The organism is Vibrio sp. 1401 (genome assembly GCF_033340295.1).
Genome location: NZ_JAWOWF010000010.1, coordinates 72389 through 91121, shown reverse-complemented (window position 1 = coordinate 91121; position 18733 = coordinate 72389). Strand labels below are relative to the sequence as shown.

General features: G+C 45.3%; 14 protein-coding genes. 10 read left to right on the top strand and 4 right to left on the bottom strand.

What is annotated here, in order from left to right:
* The first annotated feature begins 41 nt into the window (after positions 1-41).
* On the top strand, positions 42-3005 hold the full coding sequence (torS, locus tag R7Z77_RS07970) for a TMAO reductase system sensor histidine kinase/response regulator TorS (RefSeq protein WP_213967549.1): 2964 nt from the start codon (positions 42-44) through the stop codon (positions 3003-3005).
* A gap of 49 nt (positions 3006-3054) precedes the next feature.
* Here torS and R7Z77_RS07965 read toward each other — a convergent pair whose 3' ends face one another.
* The 3 genes from R7Z77_RS07965 to R7Z77_RS07955 all read right to left on the bottom strand — a co-directional run bounded on the left by R7Z77_RS07965 (position 3055) and on the right by R7Z77_RS07955 (position 6086).
* Positions 3055-3246, bottom strand: a complete 192-nt coding sequence (locus R7Z77_RS07965) for a hypothetical protein (RefSeq protein ID WP_005376565.1) — start codon at positions 3244-3246, stop codon at positions 3055-3057.
* Between the two features lie 18 nt (positions 3247-3264).
* Positions 3265-5619 carry a fatty acid cis/trans isomerase gene (locus R7Z77_RS07960; RefSeq protein WP_213967548.1) on the bottom strand — a complete coding sequence of 785 codons (2355 nt, stop codon included), beginning with the start codon at positions 5617-5619 and terminating at the stop codon, positions 3265-3267.
* An 80-nt stretch (positions 5620-5699) separates the two neighbouring features.
* A complete protein-coding gene (locus R7Z77_RS07955; protein ID WP_017635365.1) occupies positions 5700-6086 on the bottom strand; it encodes a winged helix-turn-helix domain-containing protein in 387 nt (128 codons plus the stop codon).
* Positions 6087-6392: 306 nt separating this feature from the next.
* On the opposite strand from R7Z77_RS07955, the gene R7Z77_RS07950 reads away from it, so the two are divergent.
* Positions 6393-7940, top strand: a complete 1548-nt coding sequence (locus tag R7Z77_RS07950) for an arylsulfatase (RefSeq protein ID WP_213967547.1) — start codon at positions 6393-6395, stop codon at positions 7938-7940.
* Positions 7941-8074: 134 nt separating this feature from the next.
* Here R7Z77_RS07950 and R7Z77_RS07945 read toward each other — a convergent pair whose 3' ends face one another.
* Complete coding sequence (locus tag R7Z77_RS07945) at positions 8075-8932, bottom strand: LysR family transcriptional regulator (protein WP_025767859.1); 858 nt, start codon at positions 8930-8932, stop codon at positions 8075-8077.
* Positions 8933-9072: 140 nt separating this feature from the next.
* Between R7Z77_RS07945 and R7Z77_RS07940 the strand changes: the two genes are divergently transcribed.
* The 8 genes from R7Z77_RS07940 to R7Z77_RS07905 all read left to right on the top strand — a co-directional run bounded on the left by R7Z77_RS07940 (position 9073) and on the right by R7Z77_RS07905 (position 18714).
* Positions 9073-10599, top strand: coding sequence for an arylsulfatase (locus tag R7Z77_RS07940; protein ID WP_017635363.1), 1527 nt, complete (start codon positions 9073-9075; stop codon positions 10597-10599).
* A gap of 106 nt (positions 10600-10705) precedes the next feature.
* Positions 10706-12007, top strand: coding sequence for an anaerobic sulfatase maturase (locus tag R7Z77_RS07935; protein ID WP_213967546.1), 1302 nt, complete (start codon positions 10706-10708; stop codon positions 12005-12007).
* Positions 12008-12092: 85 nt separating this feature from the next.
* Positions 12093-13076 carry an AAA family ATPase gene (locus tag R7Z77_RS07930; protein WP_005376549.1) on the top strand — a complete coding sequence of 328 codons (984 nt, stop codon included), beginning with the start codon at positions 12093-12095 and terminating at the stop codon, positions 13074-13076.
* A gap of 12 nt (positions 13077-13088) precedes the next feature.
* A complete protein-coding gene (locus R7Z77_RS07925; protein ID WP_213967545.1) occupies positions 13089-14051 on the top strand; it encodes a DUF58 domain-containing protein in 963 nt (320 codons plus the stop codon).
* Complete coding sequence (locus R7Z77_RS07920) at positions 14052-14630, top strand: DUF4381 domain-containing protein (RefSeq protein ID WP_054729304.1); 579 nt, start codon at positions 14052-14054, stop codon at positions 14628-14630. It begins immediately after the preceding gene.
* A complete protein-coding gene (locus R7Z77_RS07915; RefSeq protein ID WP_222716375.1) occupies positions 14623-15693 on the top strand; it encodes a vWA domain-containing protein in 1071 nt (356 codons plus the stop codon). The genes R7Z77_RS07920 and R7Z77_RS07915 overlap by 8 nt, the downstream gene beginning before the upstream one ends.
* Entirely contained in the window at positions 15686-17416 is a 1731-nt protein-coding gene (locus R7Z77_RS07910) for a vWA domain-containing protein (RefSeq protein WP_213966174.1), read from the top strand. Before R7Z77_RS07915 ends, R7Z77_RS07910 begins: the two co-directional genes overlap by 8 nt.
* The gene (locus tag R7Z77_RS07905; protein WP_213966175.1) at positions 17413-18714 is read left to right on the top strand and encodes a BatD family protein; all 1302 of its coding nucleotides are present in this window, start codon (positions 17413-17415) and stop codon (positions 18712-18714) included. The genes R7Z77_RS07910 and R7Z77_RS07905 overlap by 4 nt, the downstream gene beginning before the upstream one ends.
* The last annotated feature ends 19 nt before the right edge of the window (positions 18715-18733 follow it).

Sequence of the window (18733 nt, the reverse complement as noted above, 5' to 3'; positions counted from 1 at the left end):
CGTAATATGTCGCTGAACACGAACATTAAGGTCATGAAAATATGCTGCTAGCAACTGCAAGCATCGGTCGTAAACTTTTGTTGTCTTTCATTGCGATGGCAATACTGGTCATGTTATCGGCACTTATTGGTGTGTCTGGATTTTCTTTGGTTGCCAAAACCGAAAGAAATGTTGTGGATTCTGCGATTCCCGCCATGATTGAGGCGAGACAAGTCTCTGAGTTGAGTACTCGTATTATTTCGTCTGTACAAATGTTGTCGAACGCAAGAAACGAGCAGGAAAGAAAGGAGTCAGGGCGAGTGCTGTTCGAACAGCTCGAGTCTTTACTCACTCACATCAAGGAGCTCGGGAGTGAGTCGTTCGATTCTCAATTGTTAGAAGCTTTAGAGAATAACGTCCAGAACGTTATCGACAATTTGGCAGAACTCGGTGTTTCGGTTGAAAAAAAGCTGTGGCTTGCAAAAGAGATAGATACTCGTGTTGAAGAAATGCGTCTGCTCAGTGAAGAGCTAGAACAACTAACTCGTACGCAAGTTCAGAATACAAGCACCATTGCTGTTGCTAACGTCACGCATATTTATGACTTATTAGAATCGAATAAAAAATCGCAAGTTTATCAGGCGCTAGATGCACTGGTGGAGGTCGATCTTGATCTGACTGAGCGATTGCATGAACTGCACTTGTTGGCCTTTAAAATGTTGAATCAGATTGAAGAGGCTCGGACATTAACGAATATTGAGCGAATTCAACAGGTTCAAAGTGATTTCGATAGCAACCTCAAAATCATGCAACGCCGTGTACTCGCTGTGGAAGATCCTACGCGCTCTAAGCAAATGAGCCAACTGCTCATAGAGCTTGGTAAGCGTCAGGTCGTATTTTCTATACTGATGCAGCAATACGAGAATAACGAACAGTCACAACAACTGATGCAAAAGACATTAGAGTTGTTCTCAGAGCTTAATGGCACGGTCAACAAATTGGTTGATGATTCAAACAAAACCACTACCGTCGCTGTAGACCAATTGACCAGCACACTGAAATTCGCTCAGTGGTCTTTAACCGTTATTTCAATTGTTGGTTTGATTGTATTGGTGCTGATTTTATGGCGTGTGGTGTACCTTTCTGTTGTGAAGCGGTTAGCTGAATATTCCGCTGCGTTGCTGTCTGTGGCGCAGGGTAACTTAGCGGTTGAGTTGGAAGTGAAAGGCAAAGATGAGTTGGCGCATATGGGGCAGGCCATCATCACGGCTCGTAATACCGCGCAAGCACTAAAAGTGGTAGCAGAGGGTGAAGCTCAAGCCAAGCGAGAGCTTGAGGAGCATAAAGAGCATTTAGAAGAGCTCGTTGAGCAGCGCACTTCGCAGTTAAAACAAGCAAACCGCCGTTTGAATGAAGAGGTTTTGAATCACGCTAAAGCTCGCAAGCAAGCAGAGCAAGCGAGCCGAGCAAAATCGGCATTCTTGGCGACGATGAGCCATGAGATAAGAACGCCAATGAACGGAGTGTTGGGGACAGCACGCTTGTTGATTGACTCAGGCCTCAACCCAATTCAAAAGCGTTATGCGGAAATCATTAATCGTAGTGGTAAAACGTTGCTCGCGATCCTTAATGATGTACTGGATTACTCCAAGATTGAAGCGGGGCATTTAGAAATTCGTCACATGGGCTTTGATTTACACCAAATGGTGGAGGACACTTTCCAGTTAATGAACAGTCGAGCACAAGAGAAGAAGCTGCTGTTCTCCTACCATATTGAAAGTGATGTTAGTCGCTACTGGAAAGGGGATGTCACCAGAATCAGTCAGGTGCTGAACAATCTCGTTGGTAACGCGATTAAGTTCACTGACGAAGGAGAAATTGATATCTACGTTAACCTGAACCCTGAGGACGAGTCGCAAGTCCTGTTTGAAGTATCAGACACTGGAATAGGAATTGCCAAAACATACCAGAGAACGTTGTTTGATGCCTTCACGCAAGCTGAAGGTGGGATGAGCCAAACTGGAGGCACGGGGCTTGGACTTGCCATCAGTAAGCGAATCATTGAAGCGATGGGCGGTGTTTTAGAAGTCGATTCCGAAGAGGGAAATGGTAGCCGATTCTGGTTCTCTATTCCGTTAGAGGAAAGCGAACCTGTTGAAACAGGAACCGTGGCAACCGCACGTTGCAAAGTGAAAGCAAAGGTCTTGCTAGTAGAAGATAATGAAGTCAACCGAGTGGTCGCGGAAGGCTTTCTAGAAAGCATGGGGCATCAAGTCGTGATGGCGGAAAACGGCTCACAAGCAGAGCAACTGATCAGCACACAGGATTTTGATATCGCTTTAGTCGACATCAACCTCCCTGATTGTGATGGAACTGAGTTGATCCAACGCTTAAAGCGGATTGAGTGTGATAAGCCGGCCAATAAAGCGCTTGCCGTCACGCCAATGATTGCAGTGTCTGCGCACGTTTTTGCGGAAGAAGTTGAGCGCTATCTAGCCGCTGGTTTTGACGGATACTTGCCTAAGCCATTGGCAAAAGAGGCACTCGCGGCATTGATTCAGGATGCGCTAGACGGAAAGCCGTTGTTGTTGCCACAAAATGCCGACTGTACCCCGTTTGATCAAATTTCGCCTCAAGAACAAGAGCTACAATCAAAGGTCGTTCAAGCACCCCAAAAAAAGGAACCCGATGTGGTTATCATTAATCCGAGCGTGATTGAGTCCGATATGAAAATCTTGGGCAGAGATAAGATGTTGCACATTATTAATCTGTTTAGATCCACGAGCACTGATGTATTAAGCAAACTGCAAGCGTCTGCTGAGGACAATGATAGTAAAGAAGTAAAGAACCTTGCCCATAAATTAAAGGGCAGCGCGGGAAGTTTAGGACTAACTGCATTAATGAACGCTTGCCAAGCAATTGAAGCCGCGGCTCAACCTTTAGATACCTATAATGCGACTAAAGATGATTTAGTTTCTCAAGTGTCTGCATCAATTCAAGCTCTGGATGAGTTAATGGCGAAGTAATCCATCGAGCATTGAAAATAAAAAACCTCCGGCTTTCCGGAGGTTTTTTCTATTCGGTCATGTCATCTTCCCACTCGAATCGAGTGTCTAGGGCATAAGGGTCATCATCAAAAGGATGTTCCACTTTGCCACGCAAGTATTCGAGTTGATGCTCAAGCATATTGACCGTTTCGTAGTCTCCCTCAGAACAAGCAACGTAAATCTGTTGTTCAAGAGCGGCAATGTTATCTCGGATACCCATGAGAACCCCCTTAAATCATCATCGATTCTCAAAACGATTATAGTCAAGTAATCCAAATTCGATCGGTTGTTTTGTACGGTACCAATTGTGTAAACGATCGCTAAATGACCAGAATTTTTCTGAGCTTCTACGAATCGCAAAATTATCCAATAACTTAACGTAATCGGACTCGTTTTGGATGGCACTAAATTGATCGACAAAATCTTTTACTTGGTTTTCGTTGATCGAGAAAAATGCCGCAGGGTAGCTTCCCACAACGCCGCGTACAATGGTCATATCGTCGTTAGCAAAGTCACGGTTACTTTCTTCATCAAACAAGCTAGAGATGTTTGTGTGTGCATTGTTGTGAAGTAAGGTGAACAGTTCATCTTCCCCTGATTGACTTCTCACCATAAGCATAGTGATTTGCGGAACGGTTTTTAGGCCTTCACCACGAACGTGGTCAATACGTTTTAGTTGCTTTTCACTACTCGCAGAAAGAGCCGTGCCTTGAATTTCGTAGCGAGGCAGAAGCACATCTGAAACATGTTCGCTCAACAACTCCACCAACTCCGTTTTTGGATCGTCACTCTTATACTGAACGCTGGTTGGTTGGTTAAACGGCTTCACATTTCGTTGTAAAAAGTCACTCAACTGCGGGCTTTGATCTTTATACCAGCTAGATTGAAGTTCATGGCGCATATCGGCGGGTAACAACGAGATAAAGTTACTTTCGCCTTCTAGACGCAAGAAGTCCATAAACATTCGTGTCATGAGCTGATGGCCGAAGTTACCGTAAACGTCAAACCCAGCAACAAGCAAATAGTGGATACGCTCTAGTAGCGCGTAGTCAAGAATCCACACTGTTTTAGGCTGCTCACCAACTAACCCTTGAACAACAGAAGCACTATCAAAATGGCGGAATATCGTTAATGCCGCATTATGGTTGGTGCCATTACCATCCCAAATTACATCGGTGGATAGGTTTTCACCTTCTTTAAACCAGTTATTAGTGAACTCAGATTTAGCCTCTAGGTAGCGAGCTTGCTGGCGCGCGTACTTGACCCAGTTGGTAACAGGTAGCGTGTTACTTTCTTGCTCTGCCGGTAGTTTTAGATTATCAGCCTGAGATCGGTAAAACTCATTTACTTCTGGGATGTCTGCTTTATCTGGATCAAGGAAAAACACCCAAAAGCGATCATTGATAACATTCAATGCCAGTTGGCCACGACAAACTGGGCCTTTGATGTATGCCATTATTGTATTTTGTGCATTATCTAGCATGAACTTAAAGCGCGACTTCACTGGAAGGCCGATGAATGATGTCATCGGGTTTGCAGCAACTTCTGGTTCATAACTCGGTAGCTGACTAACCATGTAATCAGCATCAATAAACCAAGTTTTCCAGTTCTCTATGCGTTGCTTGTTTAACGCGAATGGCATGTGAGTTTTATCTACTATGGTCCCTTGCTCTGGAATAATTCGATAAAACACACGTTCAACCCCTGGATCATCGTACGGGCGACGCGTTGAAATACGTTTGACGGGCTGTCCTGGTGGTGTCGCAGAGCGGACGAGCGTGAAGAATCGGGGATCTTCATCGAGTTCCGAAAAGTAGAGATGAGATAAAAACAAATGCTCATATATATACCTAGCCATCAGCTGATTTTTCAAATCAGAGTGGTTAAGTAATGTTTCGTACTTATCTATTTGCGCTTGCTCATTCTCACTAACAGGTTGGTGAACGTTCATTATTGCGCCGTTTTCCAACCAAGTCATGAGTGTGTGGTATTCACTGTTTGATAGATTTGGCATACCAAAAGGCATTCCCCAGGTCGGGTTATCCTTTTCGTATTGCTCGTATTCTTCAATCGTCGGACAGGTTTGCTCTCGGTCTATCGAAAAGTCAAAGCCTTCTAACTGGACTTGGTCAGGCAATGGGTGGCGCTCTTTTTGTTGTAGCAAACGTGCGATAAGGCCTGCATCAATGTTGGCTGCCATGCTTTGATCACGTTCGTTGAGAACCGGATGAAAACCCGCATCGCGCCACTCTTGGGTTGTTTCTGCATCTTCGAATAAGCGTGTTGGTGCTGCGGCTGTGAGTCTTGTTCCTTCATATACCAGTGCTTTACTCGCACCACGGTCAATGCCCTCAACAGAAGAGAGCTTAAGTTGACATGGTGCATCGTAGCACGCGTGGCAGACGACACAGCGGTTATCCATAATGGGTTTAACTTCGCTTTGGAAGAAGTTTGCTTGAGGGGTTTCCACGTCAACTGTGCGTTCACGCACGAGCTGTGGACCAAACAGTTGGTCATAGTTAAGACCAGCATAGGTTGCACAGCCGGCAAACAAAGTAGCAATGCAAAGTGTAAAAATTAAGCGCAAATTCATTGAGTTATTTTACGTGATTCGAATTTGCATTAATTAAAGCAAAATAAGCGGTCAATTACCAAAAGTTGGGCCAATTAGCGTTAATTTTTCTGTTGATTGTCTGAGCGCTTGAAAATGTAACCCTGGCGGTGGACTGTCTGAATTCTGTCTGTTGGAACGCCTTCGTGAACTAGACGCTTTCTCATTCTGCTCATGTGCATATCGAGTGCTCGATCATGTTCAGTAAATTCACGTTTTAGTACTGTTTCGTAAAGAAAATGCTTACTAAGTACTTGATCTTGATGGTGAGTGAGAGTTTGCAGCAGCTTAAATTGAATGCTTGTTAACTGAACAGATTTCTTGTTTGGCAAGTAATTGAGTACCACAGAGTGAGTGCGCTTATCTAGTAATAGCTCCTCATCATTATGGTGAACGCCGTTGTGTTGGCATTGGTAAGTTTTTCCATTTGAAACCTTGGAGTCAAGCACGCGGGCACCTTAATTATTAATGGTAGTAAAACGTATTATCATTAATATTTATATAAAAGCAATCAGGTACTTTATGGGCACTGTGATATGCGTAGACAATCTTAATATTTGAGATTAACAGTAGTGATGAATGGTGCGATGGCGCTCTGAACTAAAGTGCTATTGGAGTGCGTATTAGCTACAAATAACGGTGTAATGTTAGGCGAAGATAGAAAGAATTCTCATTTAGTAAATTCGCTTATCCGCTATTTGTGAACTATACATTCTGTTGCAGGAAGCACTTTTCTAATACACACAGAGGTTTATATGACAGCGAAATATGGCGTTAAACGCCGATTAGCGATTCTTGCCGCCGCTTTAATCGGTGCGACAAGTAGCAGTATCGCAGCAGAGAAACCAAATATTCTCGTCATTTGGGGTGATGATATTGGCCAGTCCAATCTCAGTGCTTACACGTTTGGCTTGATGGGGTACAAAACACCAAATATAGACAGTATCGCCAAAGAAGGCATGATGTTCACTGACTATTACGGTGAGCAATCTTGTACAGCGGGCCGTTCTACTTTCATTACGGGCCAAACCGTTCTTAGAACAGGTTTGAGTAAAGTGGGGCTTCCAGGTGCTGATCTTGGCTTGAAGGAAGAGGACGCAACCATTGCCGAAATGCTGAAGCCGATGGGCTATATGACAGGGCAATTTGGTAAAAACCACTTAGGTGATAAAGATGAGCACCTTCCTACTAATCACGGCTTCGATGAATTTTTTGGCAACCTTTATCACTTGAACGCCGAGGAGGAGCCAGAAAACGTCGATTATCCTAAAGATCCTGAGTTTCGTAAAAAGTTCGGTCCGCGCGGCGTTATCCGTTCGTACGCTGATGGCAAAATTGAAGATACAGGACCTCTAACTCGCAAGCGCATGGAAACCGTGGATGAAGAGACGTTAGATGCGGCACTCGACTTTATGGATCGTGCAGTCAAGGCTGAAAAACCTTTCTTTGTCTGGTGGAACGCAACTCGTATGCACTTCCGTACTCATGTGAAAGAAGAGAACTCTGGAAAAACAGGTATCAGCGAGTATGCAGATGGTATGGTCGAGCATGATAACCATGTAGGTCAGCTACTGAAAAAAGTGGATGATTTGGGTATTAAAGACAATACAATCGTCTTTTACTCCACCGATAATGGCCCACACATGAACTCGTGGCCAGATGCAGGTACAACGCCATTCCGTGGAGAGAAAAATACCAACTGGGAAGGTGCGTACCGAGTTCCTGCGATGGTACGTTGGCCAGGTAAAATTAAAGCTGGCTCTGTTTCGAATGATATCATGCATCACATGGACTGGATGCCAACGTTTGTTGCTGCCGCGGGTGATGACAATATCAAAGAGAAATTGCTCAAAGGTTATAGTACGAATGGTAAGAAATTCAAAGTTCACCTAGACGGCTATAACTTCCTACCATATTTGACTGGTAAAGAGGATAAGGCCCCACGAGAAGAAATTTTTTACTTCTCAGATGATGGAGACTTAACTGCACTTCGCTATAACAAATGGAAGCTGGTCTTTATGGAGCAACGAGCAAAAGGCACGTTGCGTATTTGGGCTGAACCATTCACCACACTTCGTGTTCCTAAGATCTTCAACTTGCGTATGGATCCTTACGAAGTGGCTGATATCACTTCTAACACTTACTACGATTGGATGCTAGACCGTGCTTACATGCTTGTTCCTGCGCAAGCTTACGTAGGCAGATTCCTTGAAACGTTTAAAGAGTTCCCACCAAGGCAAAAAGCAGCAAGCTTCTCGCTCGATCAAGTGATGGAGAAACTAAAAGAGAACCCAAATAAGTAGGAAAAGCTAAGTGAAGTATCACATATAGAAAGAGGCTCATTAACGTGAGCCTCTTTTTTATCTGTAAAATTCTATCTATTCAGGTTTGTAGAAAGCTTGATGACGAAAACGCCTAACGCTTCAATTGACAAGAGTTATAAACAAATTGGTTCGTAGTGGGCTGCCGTTAAGTTGGCTTTGATTTTTTCACGTAGAGCGATGTGGGCTGGGTTGTTTACCTCTCGCTTATGGTAAACGAACTTGTAAGGGATAGAGCGTATCGAAATGGGGCAGGGCAAAATTTGAAGTTTGAGCGCTTTGCTCCACTTGTTTGCAAAAGATTGAGAAACGATCCCTAAACTGTCTCTTTGGGCGACATACAGCGCCATGCCTGCTAGCGAAGATGTGATCAAGTCGACTTTTCTTTCTTGAATTGTTTCCTTTGCTAGTTGCTCGAACCCCGACATGTTGTTCCATTTTCCTGAAAATAAACAGTGAGTTTCCTCATAAAATTGCTCTTTTGTGAGCGTGCCGTGTACACGGGGATGGTTCTCACGACAGATAACCACGGCTTCTTCCTCATAGGCATCTTCAATAATAAACGCTGCATCTTTCGTGATCACCGTATCGATTACTAGATCGACTTTTTGTTGTCTTAACAGCTCAAATAATAGGAACTTTTCGGGTGGTGATTCATAAAAAATAGTGTTCTTTATTGGGTCCATAATGTGCAACAAAATTTCCGAACAACACACTTCAAAATGATTTTTATCAGATATCGCATTGTCAATAATATTAACCGCTTGCTGGAATTGCGGCAGTAATTGATAAGCGGTGGAGGTTAGTGCGATCCCTCGTCCTTTTTTAACGAATAATTGCTTATCTACGACTTGCTCTAAACGCTTTATTGCAGCGCTCACAGCAGGTTGTGTAAGCCCTAATTGTTCCGCGGCTTTTGTATAAGATTGAAACTCCGCAACAACAAGAAAAGTTTGGATCAAATTCAAGTCCATAACGTCACTCATAAATTTAATTTATAGGTTAACTAATTTTGACTGCATTTATCGCCTGAAATTAGTGCTTTATCTTATATCAACAATGGTATTGAAAAGCGAATACCATTTTTACGCACTAGCGAACTCTTGGAGATAATATGAAAAATGCGACCAAAACGAGCAGTAAAAAACTCGTACTTAACGCATGTACGTTAGCTTTGGGCGCTGCATCTGCAGTTGCACATGCAGCGGACAAACCCAACATTCTTGTCATCTTTGGTGATGATGTTGGTTACTGGAACCTTAGTACCTATAACCAAGGCATGATGGCGTACAACACGCCAAACATCGATAGCATTGCTAAAGAAGGTGCGAAGTTCACTAACTTCTACGCACAGCAAAGCTCGACAGCAGGCCGTTCTGCATTCATCACTGGTCAAATGCCAAAACGTACAGGTCTATCAAAAGTGGGCTTACCAGGCGCTCCGGAAGGTATCTCGGAAAAAGATCCGACGATTGCAACCGTGCTTAAACAAATGGGTTACGCAACCGGACAATTTGGTAAGAACCATTTAGGTGACCGAGACGAGCATCTTCCTACCAACCACGGTTTTGATGAATTCTTCGGCAACCTATACCACTTGAACGCAGAAGAAGAGCCAGAGAACGTGGATTACCCTAAAGATCCGGAGTTCAAGAAGAAATTTGGTCCTCGTGGCGTTATCCATTCTTACGCTGACGGTAAAATCGAAGATACCGGTCCACTTACGCGTAAGCGTATGGAAAATGTTGATGGTGAGTTTCTTGATGCCGCAGAAAGCTTCATAGAAAAACAAGTAAAAGCGGACAAGCCGTTCTTTACTTGGTTTAACACCACTCGCATGCACAACTTCACACATGTTCCTGAAGAATACCAAGGTAAAACAGGTGCCGGTTTCTACGCGGATGGTGTTAAGCAGCACGATGACCAAATCGGTCAGCTACTTAACAAGATCAAAGAGTTAGGTGTGGATGACAATACAATCATTGTTTACACCACTGACAACGGCCCTATGGTTGATTTGTGGCCGGATGCAGGGATGACACCGTTCCGCTCAGAGAAAAACACTGGCTGGGAAGGGAGTTTCCGTGTGCCAATGTTGATTAAATGGCCTGGAAAAATTGAGGCAGGTAAAACATTCAACGGCATGATGTCATTAGAGGACTTTTTCCCGACACTAGTTGCTGCGGCAGGTGATACCAAAGTTAAAGACGAACTACTAAAAGGCAAAAAAGTTGGTGATATGGACTACAAAGTTCACCTAGACGGTTACAACCAATTGCCATATTTAACGGGTAAGTCAGACAAATCCGCACGAAATGAGTTCGTTTACTGGAGCGACGACGGCGATCTTGTGGCATTGCGCCAAGGAAAGTACAAGTTCCACTTTATGATTCAAGAGAATGAAACGGGTATGGATGTATGGCGTAAGCCGTTCACTAAACTTCGTGTGCCACTGATCTTTGACTTGAGCATTGATCCATTTGAACGAGGCGATCAAGGCATGGGTTATTCTCGTTGGATGTACGAGCGTTCATTCTTAATGATGCCAGCAATGGATACAGTGAAAGAGGTGATGGGTACATTCAAAGAATTCCCGCCTCGTATGGAAGCAGGTTCGTTCGTACCTAAGTCTTCTAAGTAAATTAAGATTATATAGCGCTTTTTGGAGCGCTATATACCCAAATAGCTTCACTTTTGCTGTACAGCGCTCACGAGGTTATTTGGGTATATGTAATAGTGAGAAACGTATGAGTAAGATTTCCCCTCGCCATTCTACTACTATGCCTATTGTTCCTCTTAAAACGGCGTCTAAAGCGCCGGTTTTGGGCGCGTATGACCGTCGATTCCATGTGATGGCAAAGCCAGGCGGAGCAAAGTGCAACATCGATTGTCAGTACTGCTTTTATCTGCATAAAGAAAATCTACTGCACCAAGAAAAGCAGCCAAAAATGGACGACGCAACACTGGAAGCGTTCGTGAAAAGCTATATCGAAAGTCAGGATGGCGAAGAAATTGTATTCTCATGGCAGGGCGGGGAGCCGACGCTGTTTGGGTTGGACTATTTCCGCAATGTCGTAGCTTTGCAAAAGAAATATCAGCCGAAAGGCGTTCGCATTGAAAACGACCTTCAGACCAACGGCATTTTGCTAAACGATGAGTGGTGTGCGTTTTTAAAAGAGCACAACTTCCTAGTTGGCTTGTCGATTGATGGACCACGAGAGCTGCACGACAAATATCGCAAAACCCGCAGCGGTAAGCCAACGTTTGATCTCGTGATGAAAGCGGTAGATAAGCTCAAAGCGCATGGCGTGAAATTCAACGCGTTGGTCACGGTGAATCGTCACAATGCGAAATACCCGCTCGAAGTATATCGATTTTTAACCCAAGAATTGGGTGTGACTTATATTCAGTTTGCGCCGGTGGTAGAAGCCAACAACTTCCAAACAACCGCGCCGCAGTTTTGGAACGAACAGATGATCCCAACCAAAGGCAGTGATCTGGCTAAACCGGGGCATCCAATGTCGATTGTAACGGATTGGTCAGTCGATCCTGAAGACTGGGGACGCTTTTTAATGGCGACCTTTGAAGAGTGGGTGAATAACGATCTTGGCCGTGTGCTGGTTAATCTGTTTGAAACCGCGGTGGCGCAAGTAATGGGGAAACCGTCTCAGCTTTGCGTGACGGCGGAGTTTTGTGGCAAAGGGTTGGCGATTGAGCACAATGGCGACGTGTTCAGTTGCGACCACTATGTGTATCCAGAATACAAACTCGCCAACATTCATGAACACTCACTGAATGAAATGGCCTTCTCTACAAGACAATATACTTTTGGCATGGCAAAACGCGATTCATTGCCGACGTATTGTAAGCAATGCCCTTACTTGCCTTATTGTTGGGGTGAGTGCCCAAAAAACCGTTTGATCAAAACGCCGAATGGTGAGAGTGGTCTAAACTATTTGTGTTCGGGAATCAAAATGTTCTTTGATTATGCGTTACCGATGTTGGTTGGTCTTGCACAACTTCTCCAATCTCAAGAACCGCAAAGATAACATAGTGAATATAACCTTAAGTTATTTCATTTGTTCTTATACTTAAATATCGAAAAGACGGCTTAAACCATTGAAAAGGTATCCTATGAACCACGCACAACAAGCGATAAAAGAACTCATCGAACAAACAGAAAAAAGCGTCATTGGACAAAGCCACGTGGTTCGAGCTTTAGTCATCGGGTTATTAACAAATGGGCATATTCTGCTAGAAGGTTTACCGGGAACGGCAAAAACACGTTCCGTAAAATCTTTGGCGAACTTGTTAAACACCAGTTTTGGTCGAATCCAGTTTACGCCGGATCTTTTACCATCTGACGTGACGGGTACTGAGGTTTATCAAGAGCTGGATGGTAAGCCGCAACTCCACTTTCAACCTGGGCCCATTTTTAACAGCATTGTACTTGCTGATGAGGTCAACCGTGCACCTGCCAAAGTACAAGCGGCACTGCTTGAAGCCATGGCCGAAGGCACAATCACGGTAGGCGATAAAACTCACGTATTGCCGGACTTATTTATGGTGCTTGCAACGCAAAACCCAGTAGAGCAAGAGGGCACGTACCCACTGCCAGAAGCGCAAATGGACCGCTTTATCATGAAGGTTACCGTCGATTATCCAGAAGATGACGCCGAACGTGACATCATTCGTTTGGTGCGCAGTGAAGAATTGGGTGCGGAAACCAGCAGCGAAATTATTACGCCAAAACACATTGAGCCAGACGTGGTGCTAGAAGCGCGCCGTCAGTTACCAAACATCGTGGTATCGGACCTAGTGGAAAACTACATCGTTGCGTTAGTGATGGCGACTCGTAAGCCAGAGCGTTATGCCGATTCAAACTTAGCAAAATGGATTGAGATTGGCTCTAGTCCTCGTGCTTCCATCGCACTCGACAAATGCGCTCGTGCGTATGCGTGGATGCAAGGACGTGACCATGTGACTCCTGACGATGTGCGTGCCATGGTTCCGTCTGTATTGGGCCACCGTTTTTCTTTGACCTACGACGCACTAGCAGACGGAGTCGATCACCAACGAGTCGTACAAGAGCTGCTAGATTGTGTAGAAATTGGGTAAGTGGGAGGCATTATGGCTAAGCCAACTCTTGCGCCAAAATCACAGGGGATGGATCCCCGTTTGTACTGCGATTACGCTCGTTTAGTACGTCTGCAAGCACAAGCAGAATCATTCAGTTTACTTCCTCACCTAAAGGCGGGTAGCGTACTCTCTGGCCGACACAATTCGTTGTTTCGCGGTCGTGGATTGAACTTCGAAGAGCTGCGCCATTACCAATTGGGTGACGATATTCGTAACCTTGATTGGAAAGTTACGATGCGTACGGGTAAGCCGCATGTACGCAGTTATACAGAAGAAAAAGATCGCAACGTAATCGTGTGTGTCGACCAGAGAAGCACAATGTTTTTTGCTTCGACGCAAGTAATGAAATCAGTTGTCGCGGCAGAGATCGCAGCGATGTGTGGGTGGCGAGTATTAAAAGATGGCGACCGAGTCGGTTTTGTCATCGCATCCCAGCAGGCGTTGTTTCACAGCAAGGCGCAGCGTTCGCAAAACGATCTTCTGGCGCAACTTAAACGTCTCGCTAAAGCCAATCAATCGCTCAATGTGGACTCCCGCAATTCCGAAAAAGCAACGTTCAGTCAATGGATTGAGCTTATTAAACGCATGAAGCTCAAGCAATCCACTTTGATTTTTATCAGCGACTGGAGCGACTGCGAGGAGCTCCATCTTGATCACCTTAAACAGCTACAACAGCACAACGATGTTCTTGCAGTGATGGTCAGTGACCCATTAGAACAAGCGCTACCAGACGATTTGGCAAAATCGAAATGGGTGGTTGGTGATGGGCAGTATCAACTCAATTTAGACAGCAAAGCAAAGGTAGAAGCTGCGAGCGCAAAGCTTGAGGCTCGAACTAGCTTACAGCGTCAATCACTCTCTCAACTTATGGCGATGAAACACCTTCCGCACATCGAACTCGATACGACAGGTGAGCACATTAAACAATTCCAAAAACTGGTAGGAGGGCGTTAAATGAGTGATCTTCCTACGCCTCCGAGTACCTACATACTCAGAGAGCTGCATGATGTGGCTGTACCACCCAGCGTGAGTTGGTACCCGCAAACTATTGGCTGGAAAATTTTAGCGGCGGTTGTGCTCATTGCATTGGTGTATGTCGTATATCGATTGGCTCGGCAATGGTGGCATAATCGTTACCGAAAAGAAGCTCTACTGGCGATTTCGCAAATCAAATCGAGCGACAAAGACATGCCAAAAGTATTGTTCTCTGTGCTTAAAGTAGTGCTGATTCATATTGATAGCCGCAACGCGAAATTGTTTGATACCGCCTTTCTGCGCAAGCTCGATGCGCTGTATCCGCAAACCGAAGATTCTCAAGCAAACTCGCAAATGGTTTTTAACGATGAGCTTTCAAAGTGCTGGCTACAAAGTATTGTTGACCCAAGCGTTACGCTAACCAACGAAGAGCGAGTAACGCTTATTGCTCGTGCGAAAAACTGGGTGAGTGAGCACCGTTGTGATGCTCAAAAAAGCGCGGCAAATAAATCACCACGATTGAAACGCAAAGCACATCAGGGAGGTCAACATGAATGATCTTCTTGCATCGATAACTGGTTTGTCTGGTTTTGAATTTGCTCACCCAATGTGGTTTCTGGTTTTGCCCTTGCCGTTGGTGGTGTACTACTTGGTGCCCGCATATCGCACTAAGCAAATGGCGATCAAAGTGCCGTTTTTTAGTCAGCTGGTGGAAGCGATTGGCGAGACGCCATCAGAAGGTGCAAGCCAGTTGACCCCGAGTTGGTGGCAGCGAGCAACGTTAATTCTTTCATGGCTTTTGGTGGTGTGTGCGATGACAAAACCCACCGTGTTAGGCGAGCCTCAAGTTCGCGCGAGTTTAGGCCGCGATGTGATGGTGGTGGTGGATCTTTCGGGCTCCATGGCCGAGCCAGATTTCACCTCACGTACAGGCGAAAAAATTTCTCGTCTTGATGCGGCAAAAGAAGTGCTGTCGGAGTTTGTTCAGTCTCGTAAAGGTGACCGATTAGGCTTGGTGCTTTTTGGTGATGCTGCTTTCGTGCAAACGCCATTTACCGCAGACCAAAAAGTGTGGCTCGAACTGCTTAACCAAACCGATGTGGCAATGGCAGGGCAGAGTACCCATCTTGGTGATGCGATTGGCTTAGCGATTAAAGTTTTTGAGCAAAGCGATAAGTCGCGTGGTGCTTTAGAACAAGATCAAAACCGTGAAAAAGTCGCGATTGTATTAACCGATGGTAACGACACGGGCAGTTTTGTTGAACCGATTGATGCGGCGAAAGTTGCGAAAGCCAAAGGCGTGAGAGTACACGTCATTGCGATGGGCGATCCGGAAACGATAGGTGAAACCGCGTTGGATATGGACACGATTCATCGCATTGCGAAAGAATCCGGCGGTGAAGCGTTTGAAGCACTCAACCGTGATGAACTATCGGCTGCCTACGACGAAATTGGCAAACTGGAACCTCAACTTTACGAAAGCACCACATACCGCCCAAAACAAAGCCTTCATCATTACTTGATGGCGTTAGTGGTCATCATGCATTTGCTCGCGTTCAGCGTCGCAACACTTAAAAGAAGGGCTGTTACACGATCATCATTAGGAGAGAGCGATGTTTGATTCTCTTAGTTGGACGCAATTCTTTACGCAGTTTCATTTTATTCGACCACTGTGGTTACTGGCTTTGGTCCCCATGTTTTTCTTGGTGTGGTTACGCTGGCGAGAAGAAAGCAAGCCAAGCTGGAAGGATATTCTGCCCGAACATTTACGCAATGCTTTGACGATAGGTGAGCGAGGCTGGCGTAAGCAACTGCCGCTTAAGCTCTTGATGCTGATTGTGTTCATCGCCATTGTGATTTGTGCAGGCCCAACGTGGCAACGTGAATCTTCCCCCTTTGGCGAAGATAAAGCCTCTCTGCTGGTGGTGCTTGATAACAGCGAATCGATGCTGCAAAAAGATCTCCCACCAAGCCGCCTTGAGCGTTCCAAACAGAAAATACGCGATTTGCTAGCCGTGCGAAAAGGCGGAAAAACGGGTTTAGTCGTGTTCGCGGGCAGTGCTCATGTCGCGATGCCTATAACTCAAGACAGCAAAGTATTTGACCCGTTTTTGGCGGCCATTACGCCAGAAATTATGCCCGTGCAAGGTAAGCTTGCCGAAAAAGCATTGCCGTTAATTGACCAACAATTGCAAGGTCAACCAGGCTCCACCGTTCTGTTGGTGAGTGATGGCGTTAATCCAGCCACGATTGAGCAATACCAAGCGTATTTCTCGGGCAAACCTTATCAACTGTTAATTCTTGCGGCAGGGAATGCTGACATTGTGAGTAACAACCCAATGGATTTGGATTCTCTACAAAAACTGGCTAGTCAGACTAACGGTCGATTGGTGGAAGTGACCGTCGATAATAGTGATATCGAGCAACTGAATCGATACGTTGAGCGCAATATGCAGCTTAATGGCGAATCTTCAATGCCTTGGAAAGACATGGGGTATCAACTTCTGTTCCCAATCGCGCTGATCATGATGCTGTGGTTTAGAAAAGGGTGGTTAGTGCAGTGGTGCGTGATTGTAATGGTGAGCGGCACGTTATTGATGCCAACAAGTGCATTGGCCGAGAACATTTCAGTTAAAGCCGAGCAGCCACAAGTTGTGCAAAAAGTGACGGCTTTCGACAAGGTGACGCAATGGTGGTGGGATTTGTGGCTAACGCCAGATCAACAAGGACAGCGTTTGTTCAACCAACAAGCGTATTTAGAAGCCGCGAAACACTTTGTCGATCCATTACGCAAAGGGACGGCGTACTACTACGCTAGCGAGTTTGAACTCGCCCACAGTGCGTTTTTGGAAATGCAAAACGACCCGTCCGAAGAGGTTCGAGATTACGGTCTTTATAATGCGGCGAGTGCATTGGCGCGTCAGCGTGAATATTTGGCTGCACGTGACTTGTTAAAATCCCTAGCCAACAAGCCAACGTTAAGCGAGAGGCTAAGACCGGATGTTGAGCATAACTTGAAAGTGATTGGTGGTATTGTAGAGGACATCAACCGGATGAGTGAGAGTCAGGCAGGAACGGAGCAAGAAGCATCAACCGAGCTAGGCGATAACCCTCAAACCGCAGAAGGGGCGGATGAAAAAACGTCAGCGGAGTTGATGATTAAAGAGACGTTAAGTGCAGACGACATCTTAGGTAGCCAAGAATTAGCCGACAAATGGTTAAAGCGAGTCGAAGCGGATCCTAAATACTTCTTAAATGCGAAGTTTCAGATTCAATTGCGTTCAATAGAAACCGGAGAATCAACCTCTACTGCGAACGAAAATACAGAGGAGGCGGTGCAATGATGAAAAGCCACCGTTTTACGCACTTTGCTTTACCCTTGTGGTTAGTTATCTGTTTCGGTTTCCTCCTGAGCAGTAGTGTGTTGGCTCAAGATATTCGTGACGTTCAACGAGAGCATGGTGTTGAGTTACAAGCGTGGGTTGGTCAACAACCAACGGCTGGAGAGAAGCGGAAAACACCAAGTTTTAGCGTCAATGAGCAAGTTATTTTAACCATCGAAGTGGCAACGCCGCGTTGGTTTACGGGTGGTACGAGAATTGGCAATATTGAAATACCCAATGTTATCGCCAAACAGCGTAATCAACTAGCAACCAACTTTACTGAGCAAAAAGAGGGACAAACTTGGTCGCGTCAACGCTGGGAAGTGACTTTGTATCCTCAAGCTTCTGGTGATTTTGTGATTCCACCTGTCGCAGTGGGCGTTCAGGTGTCGGCGCCGGACGGCGAGAAGGTGTCAGGCACACTTTACACGCAGCCGATTAAGTTCAAAACCGTATTGCCATCGGGCCTGCTGAGTGGTGAGACACCTTGGTTTTCTGCAACAGATGTAGAGGTAAAGCAAGAGTGGGATACCTCCACTGAGTCACTCAAAGTTGGGGATGCAATCACGCGTAAAATCACCATTTCGGCTCAAGATTCACTATCTGTATTGCTACCAGACTTGTTGAAAGGAGAATCAACAACCCGTTATCAAGCGTATCCTCAACCCCACCGTTTGACAGATACGCAAACACGTGGTGATTACCAGTCAACACGCACAGAAGAGAGCGTGTACGTGATTCAACAAGGTGGTGAATTAACCCTGCCGGATTATGAGTTCCGTTGGTGGAACAGTAAGACTCAGCAAGTGGAAACGGTGATGTTAGAGGGCAAAACTTTTGCCGCGAAGCACACGTTGAAGTCCTTCATCAGAACGTACTTTGAATGGATTGTTTCCACGCTTGTGTTGCTGGGTTTTGTGATTATTTCATTGGTAGCCATTAAACGTTACTACCGCAACAGACCGACACCAGCATGGCTGACGTTCCACCGTTTGTTAAAGGCTAAACGTTGGTCTGAAGCAAGGACCATATTGTACAAACAATTGCGTTTAAATACGGCCGAGCTAGAAATGACCAAAGCCGATACGAGTGAATCGTGGCAAAAAAGTGCGTCGCGAATGCAAAATGGTGAAAATAGCGCTCATTTACTGAAGTCGATGTGGCGCAAAGTCCAGACCAAACAAAAACGCTTTAAATTCCGTATTCCGCGAGCGTTACCAGAATTGGACAAAGTCATTGGAAGAGATGGCAATGAATAAAACGGGGCGCTAATATAGC

What these genes read in the sequence shown, in the direction of transcription:
- R7Z77_RS07940 (WP_017635363.1), top strand. Translation starts at nt 9,073, where the DNA reads ATGAAAAATGCGACCAAAACGAGCAGTAAAAAACTCGTACTTAACGCA.
- R7Z77_RS07950 (WP_213967547.1), top strand. Translation starts at nt 6,393, where the DNA reads ATGACAGCGAAATATGGCGTTAAACGCCGATTAGCGATTCTTGCCGCC.
- R7Z77_RS07965 (WP_005376565.1), bottom strand. Translation starts at nt 3,246, where the DNA reads ATGGGTATCCGAGATAACATTGCCGCTCTTGAACAACAGATTTACGTT.
- R7Z77_RS07960 (WP_213967548.1), bottom strand. Translation starts at nt 5,619, where the DNA reads ATGAATTTGCGCTTAATTTTTACACTTTGCATTGCTACTTTGTTTGCC.
- R7Z77_RS07935 (WP_213967546.1), top strand. Translation starts at nt 10,706, where the DNA reads ATGAGTAAGATTTCCCCTCGCCATTCTACTACTATGCCTATTGTTCCT.
- torS (WP_213967549.1), top strand. Translation starts at nt 42, where the DNA reads ATGCTGCTAGCAACTGCAAGCATCGGTCGTAAACTTTTGTTGTCTTTC.
- R7Z77_RS07945 (WP_025767859.1), bottom strand. Translation starts at nt 8,932, where the DNA reads ATGGACTTGAATTTGATCCAAACTTTTCTTGTTGTTGCGGAGTTTCAA.
- R7Z77_RS07925 (WP_213967545.1), top strand. Translation starts at nt 13,089, where the DNA reads ATGGCTAAGCCAACTCTTGCGCCAAAATCACAGGGGATGGATCCCCGT.
- R7Z77_RS07910 (WP_213966174.1), top strand. Translation starts at nt 15,686, where the DNA reads ATGTTTGATTCTCTTAGTTGGACGCAATTCTTTACGCAGTTTCATTTT.
- R7Z77_RS07920 (WP_054729304.1), top strand. Translation starts at nt 14,052, where the DNA reads ATGAGTGATCTTCCTACGCCTCCGAGTACCTACATACTCAGAGAGCTG.
- R7Z77_RS07915 (WP_222716375.1), top strand. Translation starts at nt 14,623, where the DNA reads ATGAATGATCTTCTTGCATCGATAACTGGTTTGTCTGGTTTTGAATTT.
- R7Z77_RS07930 (WP_005376549.1), top strand. Translation starts at nt 12,093, where the DNA reads ATGAACCACGCACAACAAGCGATAAAAGAACTCATCGAACAAACAGAA.
- R7Z77_RS07905 (WP_213966175.1), top strand. Translation starts at nt 17,413, where the DNA reads ATGATGAAAAGCCACCGTTTTACGCACTTTGCTTTACCCTTGTGGTTA.